This window comes from Streptomyces sp. SX-6 (assembly GCF_059089585.1).
Genome location: NZ_JBTHHU010000020.1, coordinates 101,473 through 124,618, shown reverse-complemented (window position 1 = coordinate 124,618; position 23,146 = coordinate 101,473). Strand labels below are relative to the sequence as shown.

Here is a 23,146-nt window from a genome sequence, read left to right as displayed (position 1 = left end):
GGGTCCCGGCAACCGGGTTCCAGTATTGCGCCGGAATGGCCGGTTGTAACCCCTCAGGCGGCGTCGGCCTCGAGCGCGTGGCATGCCTCGATCAGAGCGCGCAGCTCCGCGCGGGGCGGGTCGGGGCGTACCGCGAGGTAGGTGCGCATCACGGGCGCGGGGCCCCGCAGCGGGCGGAAGACGACGCCGGGCATCGACAACTGGCCGACGTGCGGAGCGTAGAACACGGTCCAGGACGGCTTGCCGAAGCCGATGGTGGCCAGGGTGTCCTGGTCGGTGGTGAACTCCGGACCGAGGACCGGGTCGAACCCCGCCTCGCGGCACGACCGCGTCACGAGGTCGTACAACGCGGGGTTGCGGGTGCGCGAGGCCAGCCGCAGCGGCAGGCCGGCGAGTTCGGCCATGTCGATGACGCCGCGCACGGCGAGGTCGTGGCGGGCCGGCAGCGCGGCCATGAGGGCGTCCTGCCACAGGGGCAGCAACTCCAGCCCGTCGGCGTCCCGTTCGCCGCGCAGCAGGGTCGCGTCGAGCTCGCCCGACCGCACGTACTTCAGCCGGTCGTCGGTGGGCGCGGTGACCAGTTCGACCTGGGCGCGCGGCGCGAGCCGCGTGAACGCGGCGAGCAGCGCATCCAGCCGTGCCCCGAGGCCCGCGCTCGTGCCGAGCCGGAGCGTGGCGGCCTCCTCGGCGCGCAGCTCGTCGAGGGCGGCCCGGGCCCGTGCCTGCGCGGCCAGCACCTCCCGCGCATGGGGGAGCAGCCGCCGGCCCGCCTCGGTGAGCCGGACCGTGCGCGTGGTGCGGTCGAACAGGTCGATCCCCACCTCGCGTTCCAGCTTGCGCAGCTGCTGGCTGACCGCCGACTGCACGATGTGCAGCCGCTCGGCGGCACGTCCGAAGTGCAGTTCCTCGGCGACGGTCAGGAAGTACTGCAACTGCCGGATTTCCATGGCCACCCCATTGATCGTTACCGGTGATGAGTGTAAGCGCACTTCGCTTCTTGGCCGGGGTCCGTGATCGCGCTGGGATGGGACCAGGAAAACGAGGAAACGAGGAGAGGAACCCAGTCATGCCGACGACATCCCTGCGGATCAGCGGTGGCGAGGCCACGGTCGCGTACGACGTCACCGGGACCGGACCCGGCCTGGTGCTCGTGCACGGCACGGGGGCCACCCGCGAGCAGTGGCGGCCGCTGACGGAGGCGGTCGCCGACCGGTTCACCGTGGTCGCCCCCGACTGTTCGGGCTCCGGGGACACCACCGACCACGGTGGTCCGGTCACCGTGGCCGACCTCGCCGACGAGGTCGTCGCCGCGGCCGACGCCGCCGGGCTGGACACCTTCCACCTGGTCGGCCACTCCCTCGGCGCGGTCGTCTCCGCCCACATCGCGGGAACCCGGCCCGAGCGGGTGCGCTCGCTCGCCCTGCACGCGGGATGGGTCCGCACCGACGTCCGGATGGACGCCGAATTCCGGTACTGGATCGACCTGTTGCGCGCCGACGCCGCCCACGGCACCACGCTGTTCCCGCGGATGCTGCCCCTCATGGCCTTCGGCCCGGGGTACTGGGAGCGCACGGACGCGGCGGCGAACGAGGCACTGGTGGCCTCCCTCGCCGACGTGATCGCGCACGGTACCGACCGCCAGACGGAGACCGACCGCACGGTGGACCTGCGTCCGGTGCTGGGCCGGATCACCGCGCCGACCCTGGTGCTGGCCAGCGCGCACGACCGGATCATCGGGGCGGGCCAGCAACAGGAGTTGCTGGCCCGGATCGCGGACTCCCGCTATGCGGAGATCGACGCGGGGCACGGGGCACCGGGGGAGGACCCGGCCGGATTCACGGCCAAGATCGCCGGATTCCTGGAGGAGCAGCTGGCCTCCGAGCAGGGGCTCCTGGTCTGAACGGGGCATATCCCGGGGCAGGTTGCGGGGCCGCGCGCCCTGGACGTACGCCGGGGCGCGAGCCCGGGGCCCGTGCATCGATCCGATGGCTACTGTAGGTGACTGGCTGAACGCACTCTGGAATCATCTAAGTTGCACGGTCGCGAGGGCAGCGCCGGCGCTCCGGGAGGGGAGGATGTTCCATGCCAGTGATCCGCCTCGGTCCGCCTCCGGGACGACCTGATCTCAGGGAGTTCCCCCCGGTTGCCGAGCCCGCGATCCGGGACATCCCCGGCGCCGGCGCAACTCCCTCCGCGGCCGAGCCCGTGGCGTGCGAGCGTACGGCCGCACCCACGGGAGAGGAGCTGCTGGAGCGGGTCGCACCCGCTCTCGCGGCCGACGAGCGGATCCGGTCGGTCCTCGAGGGCCACCGGTACGCCGTCCTCGGGGCGAGCGCCCTGACCGACGACAAGGACCGCGCGGTGCCCGCCATCGCCGTCCTCGTCCACGACTACACCGACGGACACACCCTGGAGATCTCGCTCGACGACGGAGAGCCTCCCACGGTCACCGGTGTGACGTGGAGCGCGGCCCAACCGGGCCTGTCCGCCGCGGAGATCGAGCGCGCCGCGGCCGTCGCACGGGCACACCCCGCGGTCGCCCGGCGGCTGACGGCCGACTCCGTGCCCATGGTCCTGCTCACCAGCGACGTCGCCGAGGGCGACGAACACCACGGGCACCGCCGCGCCTATGTGGGCTTCGGCCCCGCCGACCGGCGCATGCCCGAGGTGCGGGTCGTCGTCGACCTGGGCGAGGAGCGCGTGGTGGACGAAGGGGGCTGCTGTCATGAGTGAATCGGGGCACCTGGTCTGGCCCGCCGACGCACCCGTGTGGTCCTTCGACTGGCGGCTGGCGGACGCGCCCGACGAGGAGGGCATCGTGATCCTCCGGGCCGCCTACCGAGGGCACCAGGTCTTCGCCAAGGCCAGCCTGCCGTCGCTCCGCGTGCAGTACGACGGCCCCTGCGGCCCGTACAAGGACCCGCTCAACTACGACAATTCCCACCCCACCCGCCGTTGTCCGGGCAGCAGGGTGTGCGTCTACGCCTACACCGACCGCGGGCAGCGCGCCCTGACCCTGGAGTCGTACCACACCATCGCCGCCTACCGGCTGACGCACCGATGGGTGTTCTGGACCAACGGCGTGGTCATGCCCAGGCTCTTCAGCATGGGCCTGCAGTGCCCCTTCAATCACCGCCATCACACCTACTGGCGCTTCGACTTCGACATCGACGGAGCCCGCAACGACCTCGCGCTGGAGTACAACTCCTATGCCCCCGACGAGGGGTGGGGCACCGGCTGGCATCCGTTCCGTACCGAGACCCGCCGGGTGAAGAACCCTCACTCCGGGCGCGCCTGGGCCGTGGCCGGCCTCGACAGCGGCCGGGGCTACTACCTGCTGCCCGGCCCGAACGACGGCACCGCGGACGCCTTTTCCACCGCCGACCTGTGGCTGCTGCGCTACCACGGCGGCGAGGACCGCCACGGCCGGCAGGGCAGCGCCGCCGACGACGGGCTCGGCGCCTACGTCAACGGCGAGGACATCGACGGCAAGGACCTCGTGGCCTGGTACTGCGGCCACCTCTTCCACAACGTCGACGACGGGGGCCGCGACTGGCATGCCACCGGCCCCTATCTGGTGCCCTTCGGCCCCTGGTGAGGCGCCGGGGCCGCGGATCCCGAGCACAGCCGGCCTGGGAAACTGTCCCGGGCCGCGCCCGCGGCCTCCCGCCGGACCGAAAGGCATCATCCGATGAAGCTCCGCTGCGCCGTGCTCGACGACTACCAGGGCGTCGCCCTCACCATGGCCGACTGGTCCGCGATCGCCGACGCGGTGGAGGTACGGACCCTGCGCGAGCACATCGACGGGCACGACCGCCTCGTCGAGGAGATCGGCGACTGCGAGATCGTCGTCGTCATGCGCGAGCGCACCCCCTTCCCCGAGGAACTGTTCGCCCGGCTGCCCCGGTTGAAGCTCCTCGTCACCTCCGGCATGCGCAACGCCTCCGTCGACCTCGCCGCCGCGGCCCGGCACGGCGTCACCGTCTGCGGCACGGCCAGCAACTCCGAGCCGCCCGTCGAACTCGCCTGGACGCTGATCCTCGGGCTGGCCCGGGGGCTGGTCCAGGAGAGCACGGCCCTGCGCGAAGGCGGCCCCTGGCAGAGCACGGTGGGCGCCGATCTCCACGGCCGGCGCCTGGGCCTGCTCGGCCTCGGCAAGACGGGCACCAAGATGGCCCGCATCGGCCAGGCCTTCGGCATGGACGTCGTCGCCTGGAGCCCGAACCTGACGGACGAGCGTGCCGAAGCGGCGGGCGTCCTGCGCATGCGGACCAAGGAAGAGCTGCTGGAAAGCAGCGACTTCGTCTCCGTGCACCTCGTACTGGGCGACCGCACAAGGGGGTTGATAGGCGAGGACGAGCTGAAGCGCATGCGCCGCACGGCCTATCTCGTCAACACCTCCCGCGCGGCAATCGTCGACCGGGAAGCGCTCGCCCTGGCTCTGCGCGACGGCTGGATCGCCGGCGCCGGCGTCGACGTATTCGACCTGGAGCCGCTCCCCGAAGACCATGAATTCCGCGCCCTCCCGGGCCTCCTCGCCACCCCGCACCTCGGCTATGTGACCCGCCGCAATTACGAGGGCTACTTCCGCGAGGCGGTCGAGGACATCGCCGCCCATCTCGCGGGCGAACCGGTCCGCCGCCTGGCCTGACCAGCCCTTTCTCCACTCTCTCAAAGGAACTCTTTGGGAGAGTGGAGAAAATCATTATTCGACTTATGGCTCGCGCCTCGGTAGCGTCGTCGGCATCCGAAGATTCCCCGAATTCTCCGACCGATGGGCGGTATTTCCGTGGCGGGCGAGCGCCGGGCGGCGACTCCTTGGACCTTCATGGCCGCGACAGCGATTCTGTGGGGATCGGCCTTTCCGGCGATCCGTATCGCACTCGACGGCTATTCCCCGACGGACATGGCGGTGCTGCGCCTTGTCACCGCCGTCGTGATCCTGCTCCCGTGCCTGTGCACGGGCCGCATCAGCAAGCTGCACCGCGGCGACATCGTGCGCATGGCCGGGTTCGGCCTGACCGGCATGACCGCCTACCAACTGCTCCTGTACGCCGGTGAGCGCCATGTCGCGGGCGGCACGGCCGCGATGCTCGTGGCCACGTCCCCCGTGTTCGCCACGATCCTCGGGGTGCTGGTGCTGAGGGAACGGCCCGGTGCCCGCGGAACCGTGGGGCTCGTCGTGGCCCTGTGCGGCGCGCTCGTGGTCGCGATGACAAGCGGGGGAGGGGGCGGATCCCACGCGGGCATGGCCATGGTCGTCCTGGCCGCCGCCGCCCAGGCGACGTCCTTCATCCTGCAGAAGCCCCTGCTGCGCCGCTACTCCGGTCTGGACTGCATCTTCTACGGCAGCCTCTTCGGCCTCCTGCCCCTGCTGGCGTTCACCCCGTCGGCGGCCGCGCACGCCGTGACGGCCGGCTGGCAGCAGAGCGCGGCGATCGTCTGGCTCGGCCTCGGCTGCACGGTGTTCGCCTTCTGCACCTGGTCGAGCGTGCTCAAGGTCGCGTCGGCGTCGGCCAGTTCCCTCGTCCTCTACGCGGTTCCGGTCGCGGCACTCGCGCTGGACGCGGCGATGTTCGGCACGCTGCCCGGCCCCATGGCGGGCGTCGGAGGCCTGACGGTGCTGGCCGGTGTCGCCATCGCGGCGATGCGCCGGCCGGCGGCCCGGACCGCTCCCGCTCCTTCGAAGGAGCCGGTCCGGTCGCCGGACCGGGACCGGACCCCGTCCGCGGTCTGAGACAGCCGGGCGTGCGTCACGCCCGGCTCACCGCTTGACGGCCCGCAGCACCACGAACTTCGGATTGCCCGCGACGACCTCGCAGTTGCCGAAGAGCCTGCGCAGCGTCACGTGGTAGCCGAGGTGCCGGTTGCCGACCACCCACAGCTCGCCACCGCGCCGCAGTGCCCTGCGCGCCCCCGTGAACATGCGCCGGGCCGTGGCGTCGGTGGTGGCCTGGTGCGAGTGGAAGGGCGGGTTGTTGAGGACCAGGTCCACCGAGTCCGCCGCGACCCCCGACAGGCCGTCGCCCACAGAGAACTCCGCCATGGTGGAGTTCTCCGCGTTTGCACGGAACGTCGCCTCCGCCGAGGCGACGGCTTGGAACGACTCGTCGATGAACGTCACCTCCGAGGCGGGATTGGCCAGCGCCGCCGCCGTGCCGACCACGCCGTTGCCGCAGCCCAGGTCGACCACGCGGTCGGTGCCCTGGCGCCGCGGCAGATGGCCCAGGAAGAACCGGGTGCCGATGTCGAGGCGTTCGGCGCAGAAAACACCCGCATGGTTGGTGACGGTCATCCCGGAGGCCACGCCGATACCGGCGGGCAGGGCGTAGGTGTGCGGCCAGGGGTTGGCGCCCGGGGTGCGCGCGGGGTCCGGCGCGCAGAAGATGAGCCGCGCCTTCTTGACGGCCAGGGAGGTCCGGGTCGGGCCGAGGACGCGCTCGAACAGCTCGAGCGTCGAGGTGTGGATCTCCTTGACCATGCCCGTGCCCACCACGACCGTCCCCTCGTGGACGGCGGGGGCGAGGCGGTGCAACTGGTCCTCCAGAAGCGCGAGGCTCTTGGGGACGCGGACCAGCAGGACGTCGATCCGCTCCGGCGGGGTGTCCCGGGTCGTCAGCAGCCGCACCGCGTCCGGGGCGGCACCGTTGCGGTCCAGGTTGGCGCGGGTGGCCTGCTGCCCGAGGTACGAGTCGGTGATCTGCACGGGCCGGTGCGCGGCGAGCGCCGTGACCAGCGCGCCCCACCGGTCGCCCACGACGGCCACGGTGCCCGACAGGCCGACCGGCTCGCCGTCGATTCCCGCCAGATGCCGCAGCAGATACTCGTCGGCCGCGTCCCAGGCCTGCAGCCTGTCACGGGGGTCCTCGGGAAAGCGGGTGAGATCGAGGTCACCCCATGCAGTGGAGAATCGGTTCATTGTGCCCTCAGGCTAACCGACGGTCATTCCTCACCATTCCTTCACGCCCCGTTTACGGAACGTCCCGTGCCGGAAGTGAGGCTGGCCCGCGACTATTTACTCGCCGGTAAGTGATGAGGCGTCGGGGGGCGTGGAGTGCGCGGCCTGGTGCCCGATCGGTGCCGACCGACCGTCAGGAGAGCACGCCATGCCCGCATACAGCAGACGTCAGTTCATCGCCGGTGCCGCAGCGGCAGCGGCGTCCGCCACCGCGCTGACGCTCGCCGACAGCCGCTTCGCGTCCGCGGCGGCCCGCGACCGTGCCGTGGCCGCGACCGCGGCGCGGGCCGTCCGTACCGAGGGGACCACGCTCGAGCAGGTCGCCACGCCCACGGGCAGCGGCCTGTACAAGCGCCTGCGGTCCGGTCCGGGATGGCCCCTCGTGGTACGGACCGACCTGGCCGGTGCGGCTCCCGCGCGCGACGGCCGGCGCACGGCGCTCGCGAGCTTCGTGCAGTTCACCGACCTGCACCTGGTCGACACCGAGTCGCCGGTGCGGTTCGAGTACCTCGCCCCGTTCATCGACAGCGCGCACCGTCCCCAGGAAGTACTGACCGTGCGCGGCGCCTCCTCGCTCGTGGAGCGGGTGAACGCGCTGCCTGGCGGTCCCTTCACGGGCGCACCCTTCTCCCTGGTCATGGCGACCGGCGACAACACCGACAACCACGAGCGCATCGAACTCGACTGGTACCTGACCGTCATGAACGGCGGCACCATCACCCCGAACAGCGGCGACCCCACGCGCTACGAGGGCGTCCAGAACTCCGGCAGCTCCGTCTACTGGAACCCGGAGTCCTCGTTCCGGGACGAGTACAAGGCCAAGGGCTTCCCCGAGATACCCCACTACCTCTCCGCCGCCGGCAGCACGTTCACCGCGCCCGGTCTGCGCACCCCCTGGTACAGCACGATCGGCAACCACGACGACAGCATCGAGGGCACCCTGCCCGACCTCGGCCTCCTGCACTCCCTCTACACCGGCGACCGCAAGCTCGAGGGATGCGACGAGGCGGACGCGGCCAAGCTGGCCGAAGCGCTGCGCAAGGACCCCGCCCACGCCTTCCTCCGCCTGGCCCGGCTGCTGGAGAGCGGCGGTCCCGTACGCCGTGTCACCCCCGACCCGCGGCGCGCGCCGTTCACGCCCAAGGAGTTCGCCAAGGCCCACCTCGACCCGGCCCGCACCGGCCCGGGCCCGGTGGGTCACGGCTTCACCGCACCGGCCGTCGCCGCGGGACGCCTCTACTACACCTTCCCCGTCGCCGAGGGCGTCCTGGGCATCAGCCTCGACACCACCAACCCGGCCGGGTTCGCCGACGGTTCGATCGGCACCGCACAGCTGAAGTGGCTGGAGTCGGTCCTGAAGGAGCACAGCAGCCACTGGTACGACACCGACGGCCGCCGGGTGAAGGGGAACCACGACCAGCAGCTGGTGGTCGTCTTCAGCCACCACACCAGCGCGTCCATGGGCAACCTGCTGCCCGACCCGCACCACCCGTTCGAGGCCCGCCACGACGGCAACGCCCTGGTGGCCCTGCTGCAGCGGTACCCGAACGTCGTCGCCTGGGTCAACGGCCACACCCACGAGAACCGCATCCTCGCCCACGGCCACGCCACCCCCGAGCGCGCCTTCTGGGAGATCAACACCGCCTCCCACATCGACTACCCGCAGCACGCCCGGATCATCGAGATCGCCGACAACCGCGACGGCACGCTCTCGCTGTTCACCACCCTCGTGGAATCGGCGGCCCGCTACGAGACCGACTTCGGCGACACCTCCGACGCCGGACTCGCCGCGCTCTACCGGGAGTTGTCCTACAACGACCCCTACGCCGTCCCGGCCAAGAAGCTCGGCGGCCCGTCCGACCACAACACGGAGCTGCTGCTCGCCACGCCGCGCGGCTGATACGCAAGGGGGACAGCACTACCCAGGACCCGGGGGGTGCCCGGCTGGCCGGCACCCCTGCCGGGGAAGAAGCCTGGGCGGCATGAGACGACACCGTTCTGCCGCCCTCCTGGCGCTGCTGCTCTCCCTCGGAGCGCTCGTCGCCGCGTCGCCCCCGCCGGAACGGCACGCCCCGCTGCCCGCCCTCGGGCGCGCCGCCCATCCGCTGCGCACCACCGACCCGTCCGGCGACCTGGGCGACCTGCGTCCGCTCGGGCGGATGGTGAAGGACGCCCAGGTGGTCGGCCTGGGCGAGGCCACGCACAGCTCGCACGAGTTCTTCACGCTGAAGCACCGGGTCTTCCGCTACCTCGTCGAGGAGAAGGGCTTCCGCACGTTCGCTCTCGAGACCAGCTGGAGCACGGGACAGCGGCTCAACGCCTATGTACAGAGGGGCGAGGGCGATCCCCGCCGCATCATGCGCGACGAGTTCCAGGCCGACTACTCCTGGTGGAACAACGCCGAATACCTGACGCTCGTGCGGTGGATGCGCGACTGGAACCGCACCCACCCGCACGATCAAGTGCAGTTCATGGGCGACGACTTCGCCTATGCCGGACCCGAGCTCTACGACAAGGTGACCGACTACGTCGCCCGCAACCACCCGGCCCTGCTGCCGCGGTTCACCGAGCTCTACCGCGGCCTGCGGCCGACCGTCTCCGCCGGTGCGTACATGCAGGGGTACCTGAAGCGCCCGTTGGCTGAACGCAAGGAGATGGCCGCCAGGACCGGACGCGCGCTGGACCTCCTCAAGCGGCAGAAGCCCGGCACGGGTGCCGGGCGGGAGGCGTACGCCTGGGCCGTGCAGCACGCGACGGCCGTCGACCAGACGGCCAGGGGGTACGCGTTCGACTTCGACGACCAGCGGCAGATCGCGGCGGGCATGCGCTACCGCGACTCCCTCATGGCGGCCAACGTGGCCTGGTGGCAGCGGCACACCGGGAGCAAGGTGCTGCTGTCGGCCCACGACGCACACGTCGCCTACGAGACCAGCGACCCCCTGAACTACCCGAAGGTCCAAGGGGCGTTCCTGCGCGACGCGCTGGGCAAGCGGTACGTGAGCATCGCCACCACCTTCGGCCGCGGCTCGTTCAACGCCACCGGGCCCGACGGCCGGGTGAAGGTCTTCACCGTGGGCCCCGCACGGCCCGGCAGCAACGAGCGCGTCCTGGACCGGGTACGCGCGGACGACTACGTCCTGGACATGCGGACCGCGCCGCGCGACGCCCGCACCTGGCTGGCCCGGGCCCGGCCCACCCGGAACATCGGCACCGCCTACCCGGGGAACGGCCCCGAGTTCGACATCGCGCTCGCGAAGTCGCACGACATCGTCGTCCACCTGCACCGGGTCCATGCCGCCTACCTGGCGGCGATCCCGTCAGTCCGGTGACGCGGCCCGGGCATGGGCGGCCACCAGGTCCGTGACCAGGGCGACGGCCGGCCACCGGTGCCGGCCCGGCCTGGTCACCGCGAACATCCGCCGCCGGATCCCGGGTCCGTGCGGCGGACTCAGCGTCACACCGGGCCGGGCACCGGCGAACGCCGGTACCAGCGCGATGCCGAGACGGGCGGCGACGATCTCCAGCACCAGGTCGAGGCTGTCGGCCCGGTGCGCGATCCGCGGCGCGAAACCGGCCAGGTCGCAGAAGCGCAGCGCCAGTTCGGTGTCGTCCGTGCCCCGCGAGTTGACCACCCACGGCAGCCCGGCGGGACCGGCGCCCTCCGGGACGGCCAGCAGCACCGGCACCTCGCAGATCAGCCGCACGGTCGTCCCGTTGTCGCCCAGCTTGCGCACCAGGTCGTAGTCGTAGACGAAACCGAGGTCGATCGCGTCGTCGTCGAGCAGCGCCGAGACCTCGGGCGGCTCGCGCTCCTGGAGCTCGAGCGTCAGGTCGGGGTGACTGACGGCGAGTTGCCGGGTGACGGGCAGCAGGTCCGCGGACAGCGCGCTCGCGTACGACGCGATCCGCAGCCGCCCGCCCGGCGCCGCGCCGGGACCGACCGCCGCGCGGGCGGCCTCCACGGCGCCGAGGATCCCCTCGGCGTGCTCCACGAGCAGGTGCCCGGCGGGGGTGAACCGCACGGTGCGGCCCACCTGTTCCAGCAGCTGCGTGCCCACCTCGCGCTCGAGCGTCGCGAGATGGGCGGAAATCGTCGACGTGCCGTATCCGGTGGCCCGGGCCACGGCACGCATCGTGCCCCGGCGGTGGAGCTCGACGAGCAGGCGCAGACGGTGGGTGTCCATCACGCCATCGTCCGCCTGTTCGTCCGTGAATCCGGGACAGTGTGTGCGGAATTACACGATGGACACGGACGGTTGGCATCGGGTCCGATGACGGCATGACCATCACGATCAACCCGGCCGCCCGGCCCCGCGTCCCGGCGGCCGGCTTCGCGCTCGCCTCGATGCTGACCGTCCAGGTGGGCGCCGCGGCCTCCACGCACCTGTTCGGGACGCTCGGCACGGCGGGCACCGTCTGGCTGCGCCTGACCTGGGCCGCGCTCGTCTTCCTCGCGATCGCGCGCCCCCGGCCGCGGACGATGCGGGTGCGGGACCTGGGCAGCCCCGTGGCGCTGGGGGTGGTCAGCGGCGCGATGACGCTGCTGTTCTCCGCGGCGATCGCCCGCATCCCGCTGGCCACGTCGGCGGCGGTGGAGTTCCTCGGCCCGCTCGCCGTCGGGCTGTTGCGTCCCGGCGCCAGGCGGTGGCCGCCGCTCGCGTTCGCCGGGGTGCTGCTGGTGACCCGGCCCTGGCAGGGCACGGCGGACCTGCCGGGTCTCGGGTTCGCGCTGGGCGCGGCGGTCGGCTGGGGCGCGTACATCCTGCTCACCCAGCGCGTGGCCGACGGTTTCGACGGGCTCACCGGCCTGTCGCTGTCCATGCCGGTCGCGGCGGTCGTGGCCGCCGTCCCCGGCATGCCGCAGGCGCTGCCCCACCTCACGCCGTGGAACGTGCTGGAGGGGCTCGGCCTGGCCCTGCTGGTCCCTGTCGTGCCGTTCGCCCTCGAGCTCCTCGCGCTGCGCCGGCTGACCACGGGCGCGTTCGGCACCCTGATGAGCCTCGAACCGGCCATCGCGTTCGTCGTCGGCCTCGTGATCCTCCACCAGGCGGCGGACCCGGTGCAGCTGCTCGGCGTGCTCGCGGTGACCGTCGCCGCCGTGGCGGCCGCGCGCTCGGGGCACCGCGAGAGCGACGCGACATGACGCCGGCCCGCGGCGGTTGACCGAACTCGCCCACGTGAGCCCGGCGGCTCTGGTTGACTCCGACGGGAAGTTGTCCGCAGGCGGTGCGCCGGGCCCGCGACGCGCCCGGCGGCTGTCACATGCCCGCGAGGAGTTGTTCTTGACATCTGAGCACGACGGCCGCCCCCCGGTGGCCGGGCACCCGGCCGGCCACGCCCTCCCGGGCACGGACGAGTGGCACACCGCCCTGAAAGCGGCTTGTGCGAACGGGGCGTTCGCCCCGGACCTCGCGGACGAGACCGCACGGAGAGCGGCCGAGGGCCGGCTGTCCCTGCGGGACCTGCGGCTCCTCCTGCTGAGCGCGGACGACCACCCGGGCCGGCACCCGGCGCGCGAAGCGGCGATCGGCCAGGTCGCCCAGGGCGGGGACACGGCGGAACAACTGCTGCTGATGCACGCCCAGGCCGAGCTGTGGCCGCCCCCGGCTGTCACCGTCGAGGCCCGCACCGCCGCCGAGGGGGAGCAGGAGTACGAGGCCACGGCCCGGATCGGCCCGCCCGGGCGGGAGACGGAGGGACGGGCCTGCCGGGCCGCCACCGACCGGGCCGCGCGCCGGGGCGCACTGCTGAGCCTGCTGGCCCGACTGGCCGGTGCGGCCGACCCGTTGGCGCGCGGCGCCGCCGTGCCGTTGGCGCGCGCGGCCCACACCCTGCAGCCGGGCATGGACCAGGACGCCTTCGAGGAACTGCTGCGCCACCGCGCCGCCGGGGACGACGGGCCGGGGGAGGAGCTCCTCGAGGAGATCCTGCTCCGCGCCGCCTCCAGCAGACTCCGGCACCGTGAGATCGAGCTCCTCCTCTTCCATACCGACGGCCCCCCGTGGTCCGCGGCGCGGTGCGCGGCGCTCGGCATCGCGGCCAAGATGCCCCCGACCGCCGAGACGCTCCTGACCTGGCACGCCGAACGCGCCGGAGCACCCGGCCCGGCCTACGACGAGACCGGCACGGGCCCGGGCGGTACGCACACGGTCACGGCCCGCTTCGACGCCGGGGACGGGATCACGGACGGCGGGCCCCGGCGGGCCAGGAGCCGCAAGACCGCACGCCACTACGCGGCCGTGAGCCTGCTCGCCCGCCTGATCGGCCTGCCGGAGCCCCAAGTGACCGTCCCCGACCGGCCGGAGAGCGAGAAGAAGGTCGTCCCCGCCCGGCCCGGCGAGGACCCGCTCAAGCTGCTGAACAAGTACACGCAGCTCGAGGTCATCAGCAAACCCGTCTACACCTTCCAGCGCACCGGACCGGGCGCACGCGCGGCCGTCGTCTGCACGGTGAGCTGCGACTACCACGGCCGCCCGGGCGTCGGGGCCACCGGAAGGGCCAAGGCGAAGGCGGACGCCCGCCTCGCCGCGGCCCGCGCCCTCATCGGCGCGCTGTGCGCGGCCGACACCCCCGCGAAGCCGCCGCCGTCCGTCCCCGCCCGGCGCGCGGCCCCCGCCCCCGCACCCCCGGCCCCCGCAACGAGCCGCTCCGCGGCGGCCGTTGCCGGGGAGGCGCTCGAGGCCGGGTGCGCCCTGGTGTTCGTCACCGGACCCACGCCGCGCGACGCTCGCCTCCTCGTCCACCGGGCCGACGGCCGCCCGATGCCCGTCGCCCCCCTGCCCGCGCCCCTCGCCCGGGCCGCCCACGACCTGGTCCTCGACCGGCCGGACGGCGTGCGCCGCACCAGGGTCGAGGGCTGGGCACTGCCCCTGGCCGACGCGGCGGCGGCCGTCCTGCCTCTGGAACGCCGGCCGGCCGCCCACCCCTCGACGCGGGCCTGGGCCCAGGCCGTCCGCACCGGCCTGCGGCTGGTCGCCGCCCGCCTCGTGCACCCGGCACTGACCGACACCGGACTGGACATGTGGCGCGTCGGCCCGGTACCGGACGCCGACCGGACCGCCCTCGCCCGGCTCGCCGAGCGGATGCCGCCGCACGCGCACTGCGCGGCCGTCGGCGGGCAGCCGCGCATCGTGCCCGCCGACCGCGCCCTCGCCGACTTCCTCGACGCCCTCGCCGACGCCCTCCTGCGCCCGCCCGGCGCGGCCGCCCTCTTCGGCGACCTGCCCTACGTCACCACCGCCGCACGGCCGGCCCACCACCTGAGACTGTGGGCGGACACCGTCGAGGACCGCTGCGAGGGCGGCCCTCCTCCCGGCCTCGTCCTCGCCGTCGAACCACCCACCGCACAGGACGCGGCCGCCGGCCTGCTGCGCGCCACCCTGCTGCTGCGCCCGCCCGGCACCGACGACACCGGACAGGAGCTCGCGGCGGCCGACGTCTTCCGCGGCACCGCCCGCGCGGCGGGTCTCGACGCGACCGTACGGCCCCGCGTGGTCCGGGCCCTGCGCCGCGCCGCACAGGACTGGCCGCCGCTGAAACGGCTGGCGGACCAGAGCCCGCCCGAGGGCCTGGCCCTCGGCGGCCCCGACATCCTCGAACTGCTCGGCGAGGCAGGCGAGTCGCTGGCCGCGCGGGGCATCGTCCTGCGCTGGCCCGGGCAGCTGCGCACCGCGCTCGGCACCCGTACGGTCGTGGGCGGCACGGGACGCGGGAGGTTCGGGCTCACCGAACTCCTCGACTTCCAGTGGCAGTTGCTCCTGGACGGCGCGCCGCTGACCGAGTCCGAGATGGACGAGCTCGTCGAGGCGACCCGCCCGCTGGTACGGCTGCGCGACCAATGGGTGCTCGTCGACCCGCACACCGCCCGCCGCGCCCGCGACCGCCGCCTCGAACCGCTCACCGGCGCCGCGGCGCTGACCGCCGCCCTCTCCGGCACCGTCACCGTCGACGGCGGGGAGTTCGCCTGCGAACCGGCCGGGGCCCTGGCCGAGGTCGTCACCACCCTGCGCGCCGGCGAGTCCTCGGCCCGGCCCGTACCGCCCCCGCGGGCGCTCGCCGGACGGCTGCGCGACTACCAGCACCGGGCACTGACCTGGCTCGCGCACACCACCGACCTCGGCTTCGGGGTCTGCCTCGCCGATGACATGGGCCTGGGCAAGACCCTCACCGGCATCGCCTTCCACCTGCACCGCAAGGAGAACGGCCGGCCCGGCCCCACCCTGGTGATCTGCCCCTCCTCGCTCGTCACCAACTGGGCCCGGGAGATCGCCCGGTTCGCCCCCGGCACCGACGTCATCCGCTACCACGGCAACGACCGCACCCTGGACGCGCTCACCGACGGCTCGGTCGTGGTGACCACCTATGGTGTCCTGCGCCGCGACCACCGCGAACTCGCCGAAGCCGGCTGGGGACTGGTGATGGCGGACGAGGCCCAGCACGTGAAGAACCACCGCACCCGCACCGCGCACTGCCTGCGCGAGCTGACCTCCGGCGTGCGGGTCGCGCTGACCGGGACACCCGTGGAGAACACCCTCGACGAGCTCTGGGCCATCCTCGACTGGGCCAACCCCGGCCTGTTCGGCACCCTTTCCCGCTTCCGGGACCGCTACGCGCGCGACGTCGAACGCGACGCGGCGAGCGACACCGAGGGCGAGGCCGCGAGGCGGCTGACCCGGCTGATCGGCCCGTTCCTGCTGCGGCGGCGCAAGAGCGACCCGGGCATCGCCCCCGAACTCCCGCCCAAGGTCCACCAGGAGCGCATCGTCCAGCTCACCGCGGAACAGGTCGCGCTCTACGAGGCGAACGTCCGCGAGGCGATGGCCGCCGTCCAGGGCGCCCGCGGCGCGGGCCGCCACACCATGGTGCTCAGGCTCCTCACCGCGCTCAAGCAGATCTGCAACCACCCCGCGCACTACCTGCACCACCACGACCCGGGCCCGGACGCCGCCGACGCGCCCTTCGCCGAACGGTCGGCCAAGCTGAAGGCACTGGAGGAACTGCTGGCCACCATCGGTGAACGCGGCGAATCCGCCCTGGTCTTCACCAGCTACGTCGTCATGGGCAACCTCCTGCACACCCACCTCACCGGCCTCGGTCTCGACCCGCTGTTCCTCCACGGATCGACCGGAACCGCACAGCGCCAGCAGATGGTCGACGCCTTCCAGACCGGCCGCAACCGGATCCTGATCCTCTCCCTGCGGGCGGCGGGCACGGGCCTGAACCTCACCCGCGCCACCCACGTCATCCACTACGACCGCACCTGGAACCCCGCCGTCGAGGACCAGGCCACCGACCGCGCCCACCGCATCGGACAGCACCGGACCGTCCATGTGCACCACCTCATCAGCGAAGGCACGGTCGAGGACCGGATCGCCGCCCTGCTGACGAGCAAGCGCGCCCTGCACGACGCCGTCCTGACCGGCGGGGAGAGCGCCCTGGGCACCCTGACCGACCGTGAACTCGCCGCCCTCGTCACCCTCGGGAAGGACCGATGAGCACGTCCGTCCAGCACACCACCGCACGCTGGTCCACCGCCTGGACCGCGGCCTTCGAGGCCGCCGCCGGCGACCCCGGCACCCTGGCCGCCGGGCGCGCCCTCGCGGGCACGCTCGGCGCCCTCAACGTCTGCGCGGGCGTGGCCACATCCAAGATCCCCGCCCCGGGCACCGAGGCCAAGATCCGCCCGCTCATCACCGTGCCGGTCCTCACACCCGGGCAGTGGGACCGCGTCTACGCGGCGATCGCCGAGGACCCCGCTCTCGCCGAGGCGCTGCGCACCGAGCGCCTCTCCGACGCGCTCACCGAGCCGGCGCGCACCGCGGGGCTGCCGATCGTCCCCGGTCCCGCCGACTTCCGCTTCACCTGCACCTGCCGGACGACCCCCGGCATCTGCCCGCACACCGCGGCCGTGGCCTACGCCCTGGCCGAACGCGCCCGTACCGCACCCGCCGTCCTGCTGGCCCTGCGCGGCCGGGCCCACAAGCACCTCAAGGCGTTCCTGCGCGAGGGCACACCCGTCCCCGCCCCGCCCGCCGCCGACGCCACGGAGGCGGTGTGCGCGCAACAGGCCTACCAGCACTGGGACGACACGTCCCCGGGCCCCCTGCCGCGGCAGGGCGGCGACGCCGGTCGCGGCACGCCGGTCCTGGACGCCCTGCGCGAGGAACCGCCCCAGCCCGCCCCGTCCCTGACGGTGCTCGGGGCGCTGGCGCAGGACGCGGCGCAGCGCGCGGCGGCCCTGCTGGCGGGGGAGCACACCCCGTGCGCACCCGACGTGCTCACCGACGCCGTGCGCCTGCTCGCGAGCCCCGCCGGAGCGCCGTACGCCGAGGCCGCGGCCGACCGGCTCGGGCTCGCCCCCGGCCGGCTGCGGCACCTGATGGCCGCGCACGAACACGGCGGCGCGGACGGCGTGCACGTCACCGCCCACCTGACACCCGCCGACCCGGACGTCCTCGCCCGGGCCGAGGCCGCCATCCAGCCCGTCCGGCCCGCCCAGTTGTCGACGCTCGAGCGGGACCACAACCGCCTCACCGACCCCGCCGCCCGCGTCCAGCTCCGCCTGGGACCCGACGGCCGCTGGTACCCGTTCACCGACTGGCTCGGCACCTGGCGGCCCGCCCCCGGACCGTCCGCGGACCCGGCCACCGCCTACAAGGCGGCCCGCCGGGCCCGCGCCGCGCAACCCGGTGGCTAGTGGGTCGCGAGGTGAGGGTCGCTCACCCCCGGAGCCCCGGTCTCCACGTGTCCGGCGAACCGGCGCAGGAACCCGTGGTGGTCGGCGGTCACCGACACGTCGTACCAGTGCTTGCTGTGCCGCAGCCGCACCGTGTGCCGCACGGTGGCGCCGGCCCGCACCCGGAACGTCTCGGCGTGACCGCCGTACGCGTTGGTGACCGTGAGGTGGCAGTCGGAGCGGCCGTGGTTGGTCAGGGCCAACTCGAGGTCGCCACCGGCGTGATGACGGGCGGTGACCTCGGGACCGGCGGCCGTGGTGGTGCCCCGGAAGGCGCGCAGGAAGCCGTTCGGGCCGAACGCCGTCAGGTCGTACTCACCCTTCGCCGATGCCGTGTCCCAGGTGCCGGAGACCTTCTTGCCCGCTTCGGCGGTGTAGGTCCACGGCCCGTCGGCGCGGTGCCCGGACGTGACGTAGAACTGCGCCCCGGCCGAGGGGCCTCCGCCGAAGGCGAGGGCGAGCCTGCCGCCGTGGGCATGGGTGGTGACGGCGGCGTCGGCGAAGGGCGCGTACCGCAGCGGCCGGGTGGGCCGTGAACCCGGCTCCTGCTTCGGCAAGCTGCCCACGGCGGGCGGCTTGGGCACGAAATCGGGGTGCCGGTTGCGGTCCGGCGGCAGATAGCCGTCGGTGGAGGGCAGGCCGTCCGGCGCGTGGTGCGCCCGGCTGAAATCGAAGGCCGAGGTGAGGTCGCCGCAGACGGCCCGCCGCCACGGCGAGATGTTGGGCTCGTGCACGCCGAACCGGCGCTCCATGAACCGGATGATCGAGGTGTGGTCGAAGGTCTCGGAGCACACGAACCCGCCGGTGCTCCACGGCGAGACGACGATCATCGGGACGCGCTGCCCGAGACCGTACGGGCCCGCCGCCAGACCGCCCTTGCCGGGGAACAGGTCGAGGGAGGGATCCACCGTCGACTTGCCCTGCGCGGCGGAGGCCGGCGGGTGCGGCGGCACGACGTGGTCGAAGAAGCCGTCGTTCTCGTCGTACGTGATGAACAGCGCGGTCTTGCTCCACACCTCGGGGTCGGAGGTGAGCGCGTCCAGCACCTGGGAGATGTACCAGGCACCGTAGTTCGCCGGCCAGTTGGGGTGCTCGGTGAAGGCCTCGGGGGCGACGACCCAGGAGATCTTCGGCAGCCGCCCGGCCTTCACATCGGCCTTGAGGATGTCGAAGAACCCCTCGCCCTTCTTCGCGTCGGTCCCGGTACGGGCCTTCTCGTAGAGCGGTTCGCCGGGCTTGGCGTTGCGGAAGTTGTTGAAGTACAGCAGGGAATTGTCGCCGTAGTTGCCCCGGTACGCGTCGTTGATCCAGCCCCAGCCGCCCTTGGCGTCCAGACCGTCACCGACGTCCTGGTAGATCTTCCAGGAGACCCCGGCCTTCTCCAGCCGCTCGGGGTAGGTCGTCCAGCCGTACCCGGCCTCCTCGTTGCCGAGCACCGGGCCGCCGCCCTTGCCGTCGTTGCCCGTGTAGCCCGTCCACATGTAGTAGCGGTTCGGGTCGGTGGAGCCGAGGAACGAGCAGTGGTACGCGTCGCAGATGGTGAACGAGTCGGCGAGGGCGTAGTGGAACGGTATGTCCTCGCGGGTGAGGTACGCCATCGTCGTCGACGTCTTGGCCGGCACCCACTGGTCGTACCGGCCACCGTTGAACGCCTTGTGGCCGCCCGCCCAGTCGTGGTTGAGGTCCTGGATGAACTGAAGGCCGAGATTGTCCGCCTCCGGGCGGAACGGCAGGATGTCCTTGCTGCCGTCCGACTGGTGCCAGACCGACTTCCCACTGGGCAGCGTCACGGGCCGCGGGTCACCGAAGCCGCGCACACCCCGCAGCGACCCGAAGTAGTGATCGAAGGATCGGTTCTCCTGCATCAGCACGACGATGTGCTCCACGTCGCGGAGGCTGCCGGTGGTGCGCTGGGCCGGAATGGCCGCGGCGCGGGCGATGCTGTCCGACAGCATGGTGAAGGCGGCGGTGCCCCCGGCGAGTTGCATGAAGCGTCGTCGGTTGAGCTCTGGCATGGACAAAATGACCTCTGAGGAGGTGGGGGGACAGAAGACGGTGAAGCGTTGCAAGAACAGCGGGGTGTTGGGAAGACCTGGTTGCACCATCGTGACCTGCGAAAGTACAGCGGACGAACAGCTTCCCCTCAGCGACGTGAGGCCCAGGTGCCGTACGGCACGGCGAAACCGTGGCCCGCTTCCTGCCGCGCGTAGTCGTAGAAGGACCGCAGGAAGTCCTCACGGGCCCGCTTCTGCCCGCCGCCCGCGTCGTCGCCGCCGAGCAGATCCGCACCGCCGATCAGCTGCTGACGGCGCATGATGTCCGAGAGCCCCACCTTCCGGGCGTTGCGCATCATGTCGTACATCGCCATGAATGTCGTGGTGCGCCCCTTGCCGCCGCGGCAGTGGAAGTACAGCCAGGTGTCCGCCGGGAGCCGGCGGACGTACGCGACGAAGCGGTCGACCTCCTCGTTCTGCGGCCGGTAGTGGTCCGGCACCGTGAGCCGCAGGTACCCCATGCCGGCGCTCGTGGCCGACTCCTCCTCGCTGCGGATCCGCTTCGGGTCGCGCACGGGCCCGTCCTGCGGCACCGACTTGCCGGGCAGATCGGCGAAGTCGACCGGCCCGCCCCGGCCGAGCAGCTTCCTGGCCCGTCCCTCCGCGGCCAGGACGCGGCCGTGGTCCAGCCCCAGGTTCGCGTCGTCGTCACGGCCGAACCAGCTCACGCCCATGCCGTTGACGAACAGGTGCGTCTCCTGGCGCAGATCCACGTCGACCGGCCGGCCGCCCAGCCTGCGGGCGATCGCCGCCAGGCCGCGGGCCGAGGGCGCGGCACTGCCGGCGGCCCGGAGCCCGTCCAGCCCGGTCAGGTCCGGCGCCGGACCGCCGCCCTCCGCCCGGGGTCGGTCCTGCGTGGTGTGGAACCGTTTCGGCAGACCGTCGTGGTCGGCGACGTCGACGATGAGCCGCGCCGGCCTGGCCGACACCCCGGAGGAGACCGCCGACTCGCCGGAGGGGGACGGCTTCCCGCTTCCACAGGCCGCCGTGCCCGCGAGGAGCACCAGTGCGGCGATCACGCGGAGCTTTCTCATAGGCCGTTCGCCTTCCTGTTTACTGTGGTGACCATGATCAACGCTGATGACGTCCGCCGGATCGCGCTCTCCCTCCCGGAGACCGTGGAGAAGGAGGCGTGGAACATGCCCACGTTCCGCGTCGCCGGGAAGATGTACCTCACCGTCCCCGACGACGAGACGTCCGTCGCCGTGCGATGCCCCCGGCACGAGCGCGCCGAACTGATCGCCGCGGAGCCGGAGAAGTTCTGGGTGCCGCCGCACGAGGCGTCCTCGGCGTGGGTGCGCGTACGGCTCGCGGCCCTGGAGGACCTGGCCGAACTGCGTGACATCATCACCGACTCCTGGCGACAGGCCGCGCCGGAGCGCCTTGCCCATGACGAAACCCCCTGATGCGCACGGCACTTCAGGGGGTTTACCTTAGGGCGCGAACCCTGGTCCTGACAGGGTGTCAGGACCGTTACGGGCGTCGGGGGGAGCACTCATGCGCCGAGTCGCGGCCGCGTCGGCGGCAGTCGGCCTGGTGGCGGCCCTGTCCGCGGCACTTCTGGGGTGCGCGGACAAGGTCGACATCGGGTGCAAGAAGGACACGTGCCACGTCAATCTCGAGGCGGGGCACTCGATCAAGATAGGCGGCCAGGAATTCTCCGTGGAGCACGTGGACGACAACTCCGTCCGCCTCTCCTCGCACGGCATCGGCATGACCCTGCACAAGGGGATGGACATCAGGATCGGCCCCTACCACTGGCGCCTCGAACGGACGGAGTCGGGCTCGGCGAGCGTCGACGTCAGTGAATAGCGCTCAGTGGGACGCGGTGACGTCGAACGCCGTGGGAGGCGTGGCGTTGTCGGCGTTGTCGTAGCCGATGGCGCAGTACGTCCAGGGCCCGTCCGCGGCCTTCAGGGAGGCGGGGATGCCCAGGTAGGGCCGGTATCCGCTGGTGTCCGCGCAGTTGGTGGTCGCCTTGGGCCCGTACTTCACCTTGTACATGGTGATTTCCCAGGGCTGGTAGACGGGCCGGACCCAGTAGGTGGCGTCCGCGCCGGTGTCGAACAGCTGGATGTCGACCTTCGGGGCCACGGTCGGCGGGGTGTTGTCGACGCGCGCGTACGCGTACGCGGGGTGGGCGAGGGACGTCTCCCACGCGCTGCCCTTCAGGGTGGCGTCGGGGCCGCCGGCCACGCACAGGACGTACAGGTTGTCCTTCGCCGGCAGGAGTTCGTTGTGGTCGAGGCCCGCGGCGGTGAGCTTCCGCGGGGTGCCGTAGCCCTCGGGGCGGGTGCAGTCGACGACACCGAACGGACCGCTCTTGACCGCGGCGTACGCGTGCCGCGCGGCCTGGACCGGGGTGATGCGGGCATCCCAACGGGCCGGTCCCTCGGGGGTGTTGCTCTGCGTCTGCTTCCCGCTCGCGGTGACGGTCACCTGGCCGCCGGGGTCGAGGCGGCAGCCCTTCCTGCCCAGCCGCAGCTCCGCCCCGTCCAGGCACGAGCCGACCTGGTCGACCGGGGTGACGTAGGCGGTGCTGTCCTTCGGTATCACCAGACCGTCCGCGCCGCCCTCGCACGGGCGGCCCAGACCGCAGCCCAGATAGCCGGGCGTGGCAATGGTGTTGAGCATCCCGACGAGACGGTTCGCATCCGTCGCGGTGGTGACGGCACCGCCGGAGGAACCCCCGCTGATGCCGAGGCAGTCGGTGCGGGTGGAGTCCTTCCAAAGCCAGGTGTGCTCGTGCACGGCCACTTGCGCGCCCGTGGCCTTGCAGGCCGACATGCGCAGGAACTGCTTGCCCTCCGGGACGCCGTCGGTCGGGGCGTGGGCGGCCCGCAGAGCCGTGCCCGGCGCGGGCCGGGTGTCCGCGAGGGTGCGCGGCGTCACGTTCATCTTCGCCAACTCGCCGTAGGTGACGGACAGTCGGAGCAGCGAGACGTCGACGTCCTTCATCGTCGCGTAGACGATGCGCTCCACGGCGAACTTCTTGTGCTCGGAGACGTTGTCGTGGAAGTACGCGGGGCTGTAACTCCACTCCTCCGGCGCGGGCTTGTCGACGACGACGTCGTTGGTCCCCATGGTGTCGTCGGAGCAGTGCCCGTTGCTCAGGATCAGGGCCTTGGCGCCCGGGTCCGGCTTCCCCGCCGCGTGGACGAGCGTTGCCGTGCAGGTCGTGCCCCCGCCACCGATGAGACGCCCGGTGGCCCGGAACTGCTTCCCGGCGGGGGAGCCCGCATCGAGCAGCGGTGCCTCGTTCGCGGCGGCCTGGGCCGGTGCGCCTGCCCATATCAGTCCGGCGGCGACGAACCCGGACGCACCGGCCGCCAGGGCGGCGCGCATCCTCTTGACCACGAATCCTCCTCCGTAGGGACGGGATGGATGAACGCTCAGACC

Annotated in this window: 18 protein-coding genes; 12 read left to right on the top strand and 6 right to left on the bottom strand. The window is 72.6% G+C overall.

Features of this window, described 5'->3' with window-relative positions; genetic code table 11:
* Positions 1-53: 53 nt before the first annotated feature.
* On the bottom strand, positions 54-947 hold the full coding sequence (locus tag ACV530_RS23350) for a LysR family transcriptional regulator (RefSeq protein ID WP_494334578.1): 894 nt from the start codon (positions 945-947) through the stop codon (positions 54-56).
* 119 nt (positions 948-1,066) lie between these two features.
* Here ACV530_RS23350 and ACV530_RS23345 point away from each other — a divergent pair, with 119 nt between their 5' ends.
* The 5 genes from ACV530_RS23345 to ACV530_RS23325 all read left to right on the top strand — a co-directional run bounded on the left by ACV530_RS23345 (position 1,067) and on the right by ACV530_RS23325 (position 5,737).
* Positions 1,067-1,900 carry an alpha/beta fold hydrolase gene (locus tag ACV530_RS23345; RefSeq protein WP_494334562.1) on the top strand — a complete coding sequence of 278 codons (834 nt, stop codon included), beginning with the start codon at positions 1,067-1,069 and terminating at the stop codon, positions 1,898-1,900.
* A gap of 182 nt (positions 1,901-2,082) precedes the next feature.
* Positions 2,083-2,733 (top strand): hypothetical protein, encoded by a 651-nt coding sequence (locus ACV530_RS23340; RefSeq protein WP_494334561.1) that lies wholly within the window; start codon positions 2,083-2,085, stop codon positions 2,731-2,733.
* The gene (locus ACV530_RS23335) at positions 2,726-3,598 is read left to right on the top strand and encodes a hypothetical protein (protein WP_494334560.1); all 873 of its coding nucleotides are present in this window, start codon (positions 2,726-2,728) and stop codon (positions 3,596-3,598) included. The genes ACV530_RS23340 and ACV530_RS23335 overlap by 8 nt, the downstream gene beginning before the upstream one ends.
* Before the next feature lie 93 nt (positions 3,599-3,691).
* Positions 3,692-4,651, top strand: a complete 960-nt coding sequence (locus ACV530_RS23330; protein ID WP_494334559.1) for a D-2-hydroxyacid dehydrogenase family protein — start codon at positions 3,692-3,694, stop codon at positions 4,649-4,651.
* A gap of 123 nt (positions 4,652-4,774) precedes the next feature.
* A complete protein-coding gene (locus ACV530_RS23325; RefSeq protein WP_494334558.1) occupies positions 4,775-5,737 on the top strand; it encodes a DMT family transporter in 963 nt (320 codons plus the stop codon).
* 27 nt (positions 5,738-5,764) lie between these two features.
* Here ACV530_RS23325 and ACV530_RS23320 read toward each other — a convergent pair whose 3' ends face one another.
* Positions 5,765-6,919 carry a methyltransferase gene (locus tag ACV530_RS23320; RefSeq protein ID WP_494334557.1) on the bottom strand — a complete coding sequence of 385 codons (1,155 nt, stop codon included), beginning with the start codon at positions 6,917-6,919 and terminating at the stop codon, positions 5,765-5,767.
* Positions 6,920-7,106: 187 nt separating this feature from the next.
* Between ACV530_RS23320 and ACV530_RS23315 the strand changes: the two genes are divergently transcribed.
* Both ACV530_RS23315 and ACV530_RS23310 read left to right on the top strand, forming a co-directional pair.
* Positions 7,107-8,858: a TIGR03767 family metallophosphoesterase gene (locus tag ACV530_RS23315; RefSeq protein ID WP_494334556.1), complete on the top strand. Its 1,752-nt coding sequence runs from the start codon at positions 7,107-7,109 to the stop codon at positions 8,856-8,858.
* Between the two features lie 82 nt (positions 8,859-8,940).
* The gene (locus tag ACV530_RS23310) at positions 8,941-10,287 is read left to right on the top strand and encodes an erythromycin esterase family protein (RefSeq protein WP_494334555.1); all 1,347 of its coding nucleotides are present in this window, start codon (positions 8,941-8,943) and stop codon (positions 10,285-10,287) included.
* On the opposite strand, the gene ACV530_RS23305 is transcribed toward ACV530_RS23310, so the two are convergent.
* On the bottom strand, positions 10,276-11,142 hold the full coding sequence (locus ACV530_RS23305) for a LysR family transcriptional regulator (protein ID WP_494334554.1): 867 nt from the start codon (positions 11,140-11,142) through the stop codon (positions 10,276-10,278). The two genes, ACV530_RS23310 and ACV530_RS23305, sit on opposite strands and share 12 nt — an antisense overlap.
* 95 nt (positions 11,143-11,237) lie before the next feature.
* Between ACV530_RS23305 and ACV530_RS23300 the strand changes: the two genes are divergently transcribed.
* From ACV530_RS23300 to ACV530_RS23290, 3 genes are all read left to right on the top strand, one after another.
* On the top strand, positions 11,238-12,101 hold the full coding sequence (locus ACV530_RS23300) for an EamA family transporter (RefSeq protein WP_494334553.1): 864 nt from the start codon (positions 11,238-11,240) through the stop codon (positions 12,099-12,101).
* A gap of 139 nt (positions 12,102-12,240) precedes the next feature.
* Positions 12,241-16,452, top strand: a complete 4,212-nt coding sequence (locus ACV530_RS23295) for an SNF2-related protein (protein WP_494334552.1) — start codon at positions 12,241-12,243, stop codon at positions 16,450-16,452.
* Positions 16,449-17,654: a hypothetical protein gene (locus ACV530_RS23290; protein WP_494334551.1), complete on the top strand. Its 1,206-nt coding sequence runs from the start codon at positions 16,449-16,451 to the stop codon at positions 17,652-17,654. The genes ACV530_RS23295 and ACV530_RS23290 overlap by 4 nt, the downstream gene beginning before the upstream one ends.
* Here the strand turns inward: ACV530_RS23290 and ACV530_RS23285 are convergent.
* The gene (locus ACV530_RS23285; RefSeq protein ID WP_494334550.1) at positions 17,651-19,708 is read right to left on the bottom strand and encodes a phosphocholine-specific phospholipase C; all 2,058 of its coding nucleotides are present in this window, start codon (positions 19,706-19,708) and stop codon (positions 17,651-17,653) included. The genes ACV530_RS23290 and ACV530_RS23285 overlap by 4 nt on opposite strands.
* Before the next feature lie 128 nt (positions 19,709-19,836).
* On the bottom strand, positions 19,837-20,781 hold the full coding sequence (locus tag ACV530_RS23280; protein ID WP_494334549.1) for a phosphatase domain-containing protein: 945 nt from the start codon (positions 20,779-20,781) through the stop codon (positions 19,837-19,839).
* 33 nt (positions 20,782-20,814) lie between these two features.
* Here ACV530_RS23280 and ACV530_RS23275 point away from each other — a divergent pair, with 33 nt between their 5' ends.
* Together ACV530_RS23275 and ACV530_RS23270 are read left to right on the top strand one after the other, a co-directional pair.
* A complete protein-coding gene (locus ACV530_RS23275) occupies positions 20,815-21,153 on the top strand; it encodes an MmcQ/YjbR family DNA-binding protein (protein ID WP_494334548.1) in 339 nt (112 codons plus the stop codon).
* Between the two features lie 91 nt (positions 21,154-21,244).
* Positions 21,245-21,559 carry a hypothetical protein gene (locus ACV530_RS23270; protein WP_494334547.1) on the top strand — a complete coding sequence of 105 codons (315 nt, stop codon included), beginning with the start codon at positions 21,245-21,247 and terminating at the stop codon, positions 21,557-21,559.
* Positions 21,560-21,562: 3 nt separating this feature from the next.
* Here the strand turns inward: ACV530_RS23270 and ACV530_RS23265 are convergent, their stop codons facing one another.
* Entirely contained in the window at positions 21,563-23,104 is a 1,542-nt protein-coding gene (locus tag ACV530_RS23265) for a trypsin-like peptidase domain-containing protein (RefSeq protein ID WP_494334546.1), read from the bottom strand.
* Between the last annotated feature and the right edge of the window lie 42 nt (positions 23,105-23,146).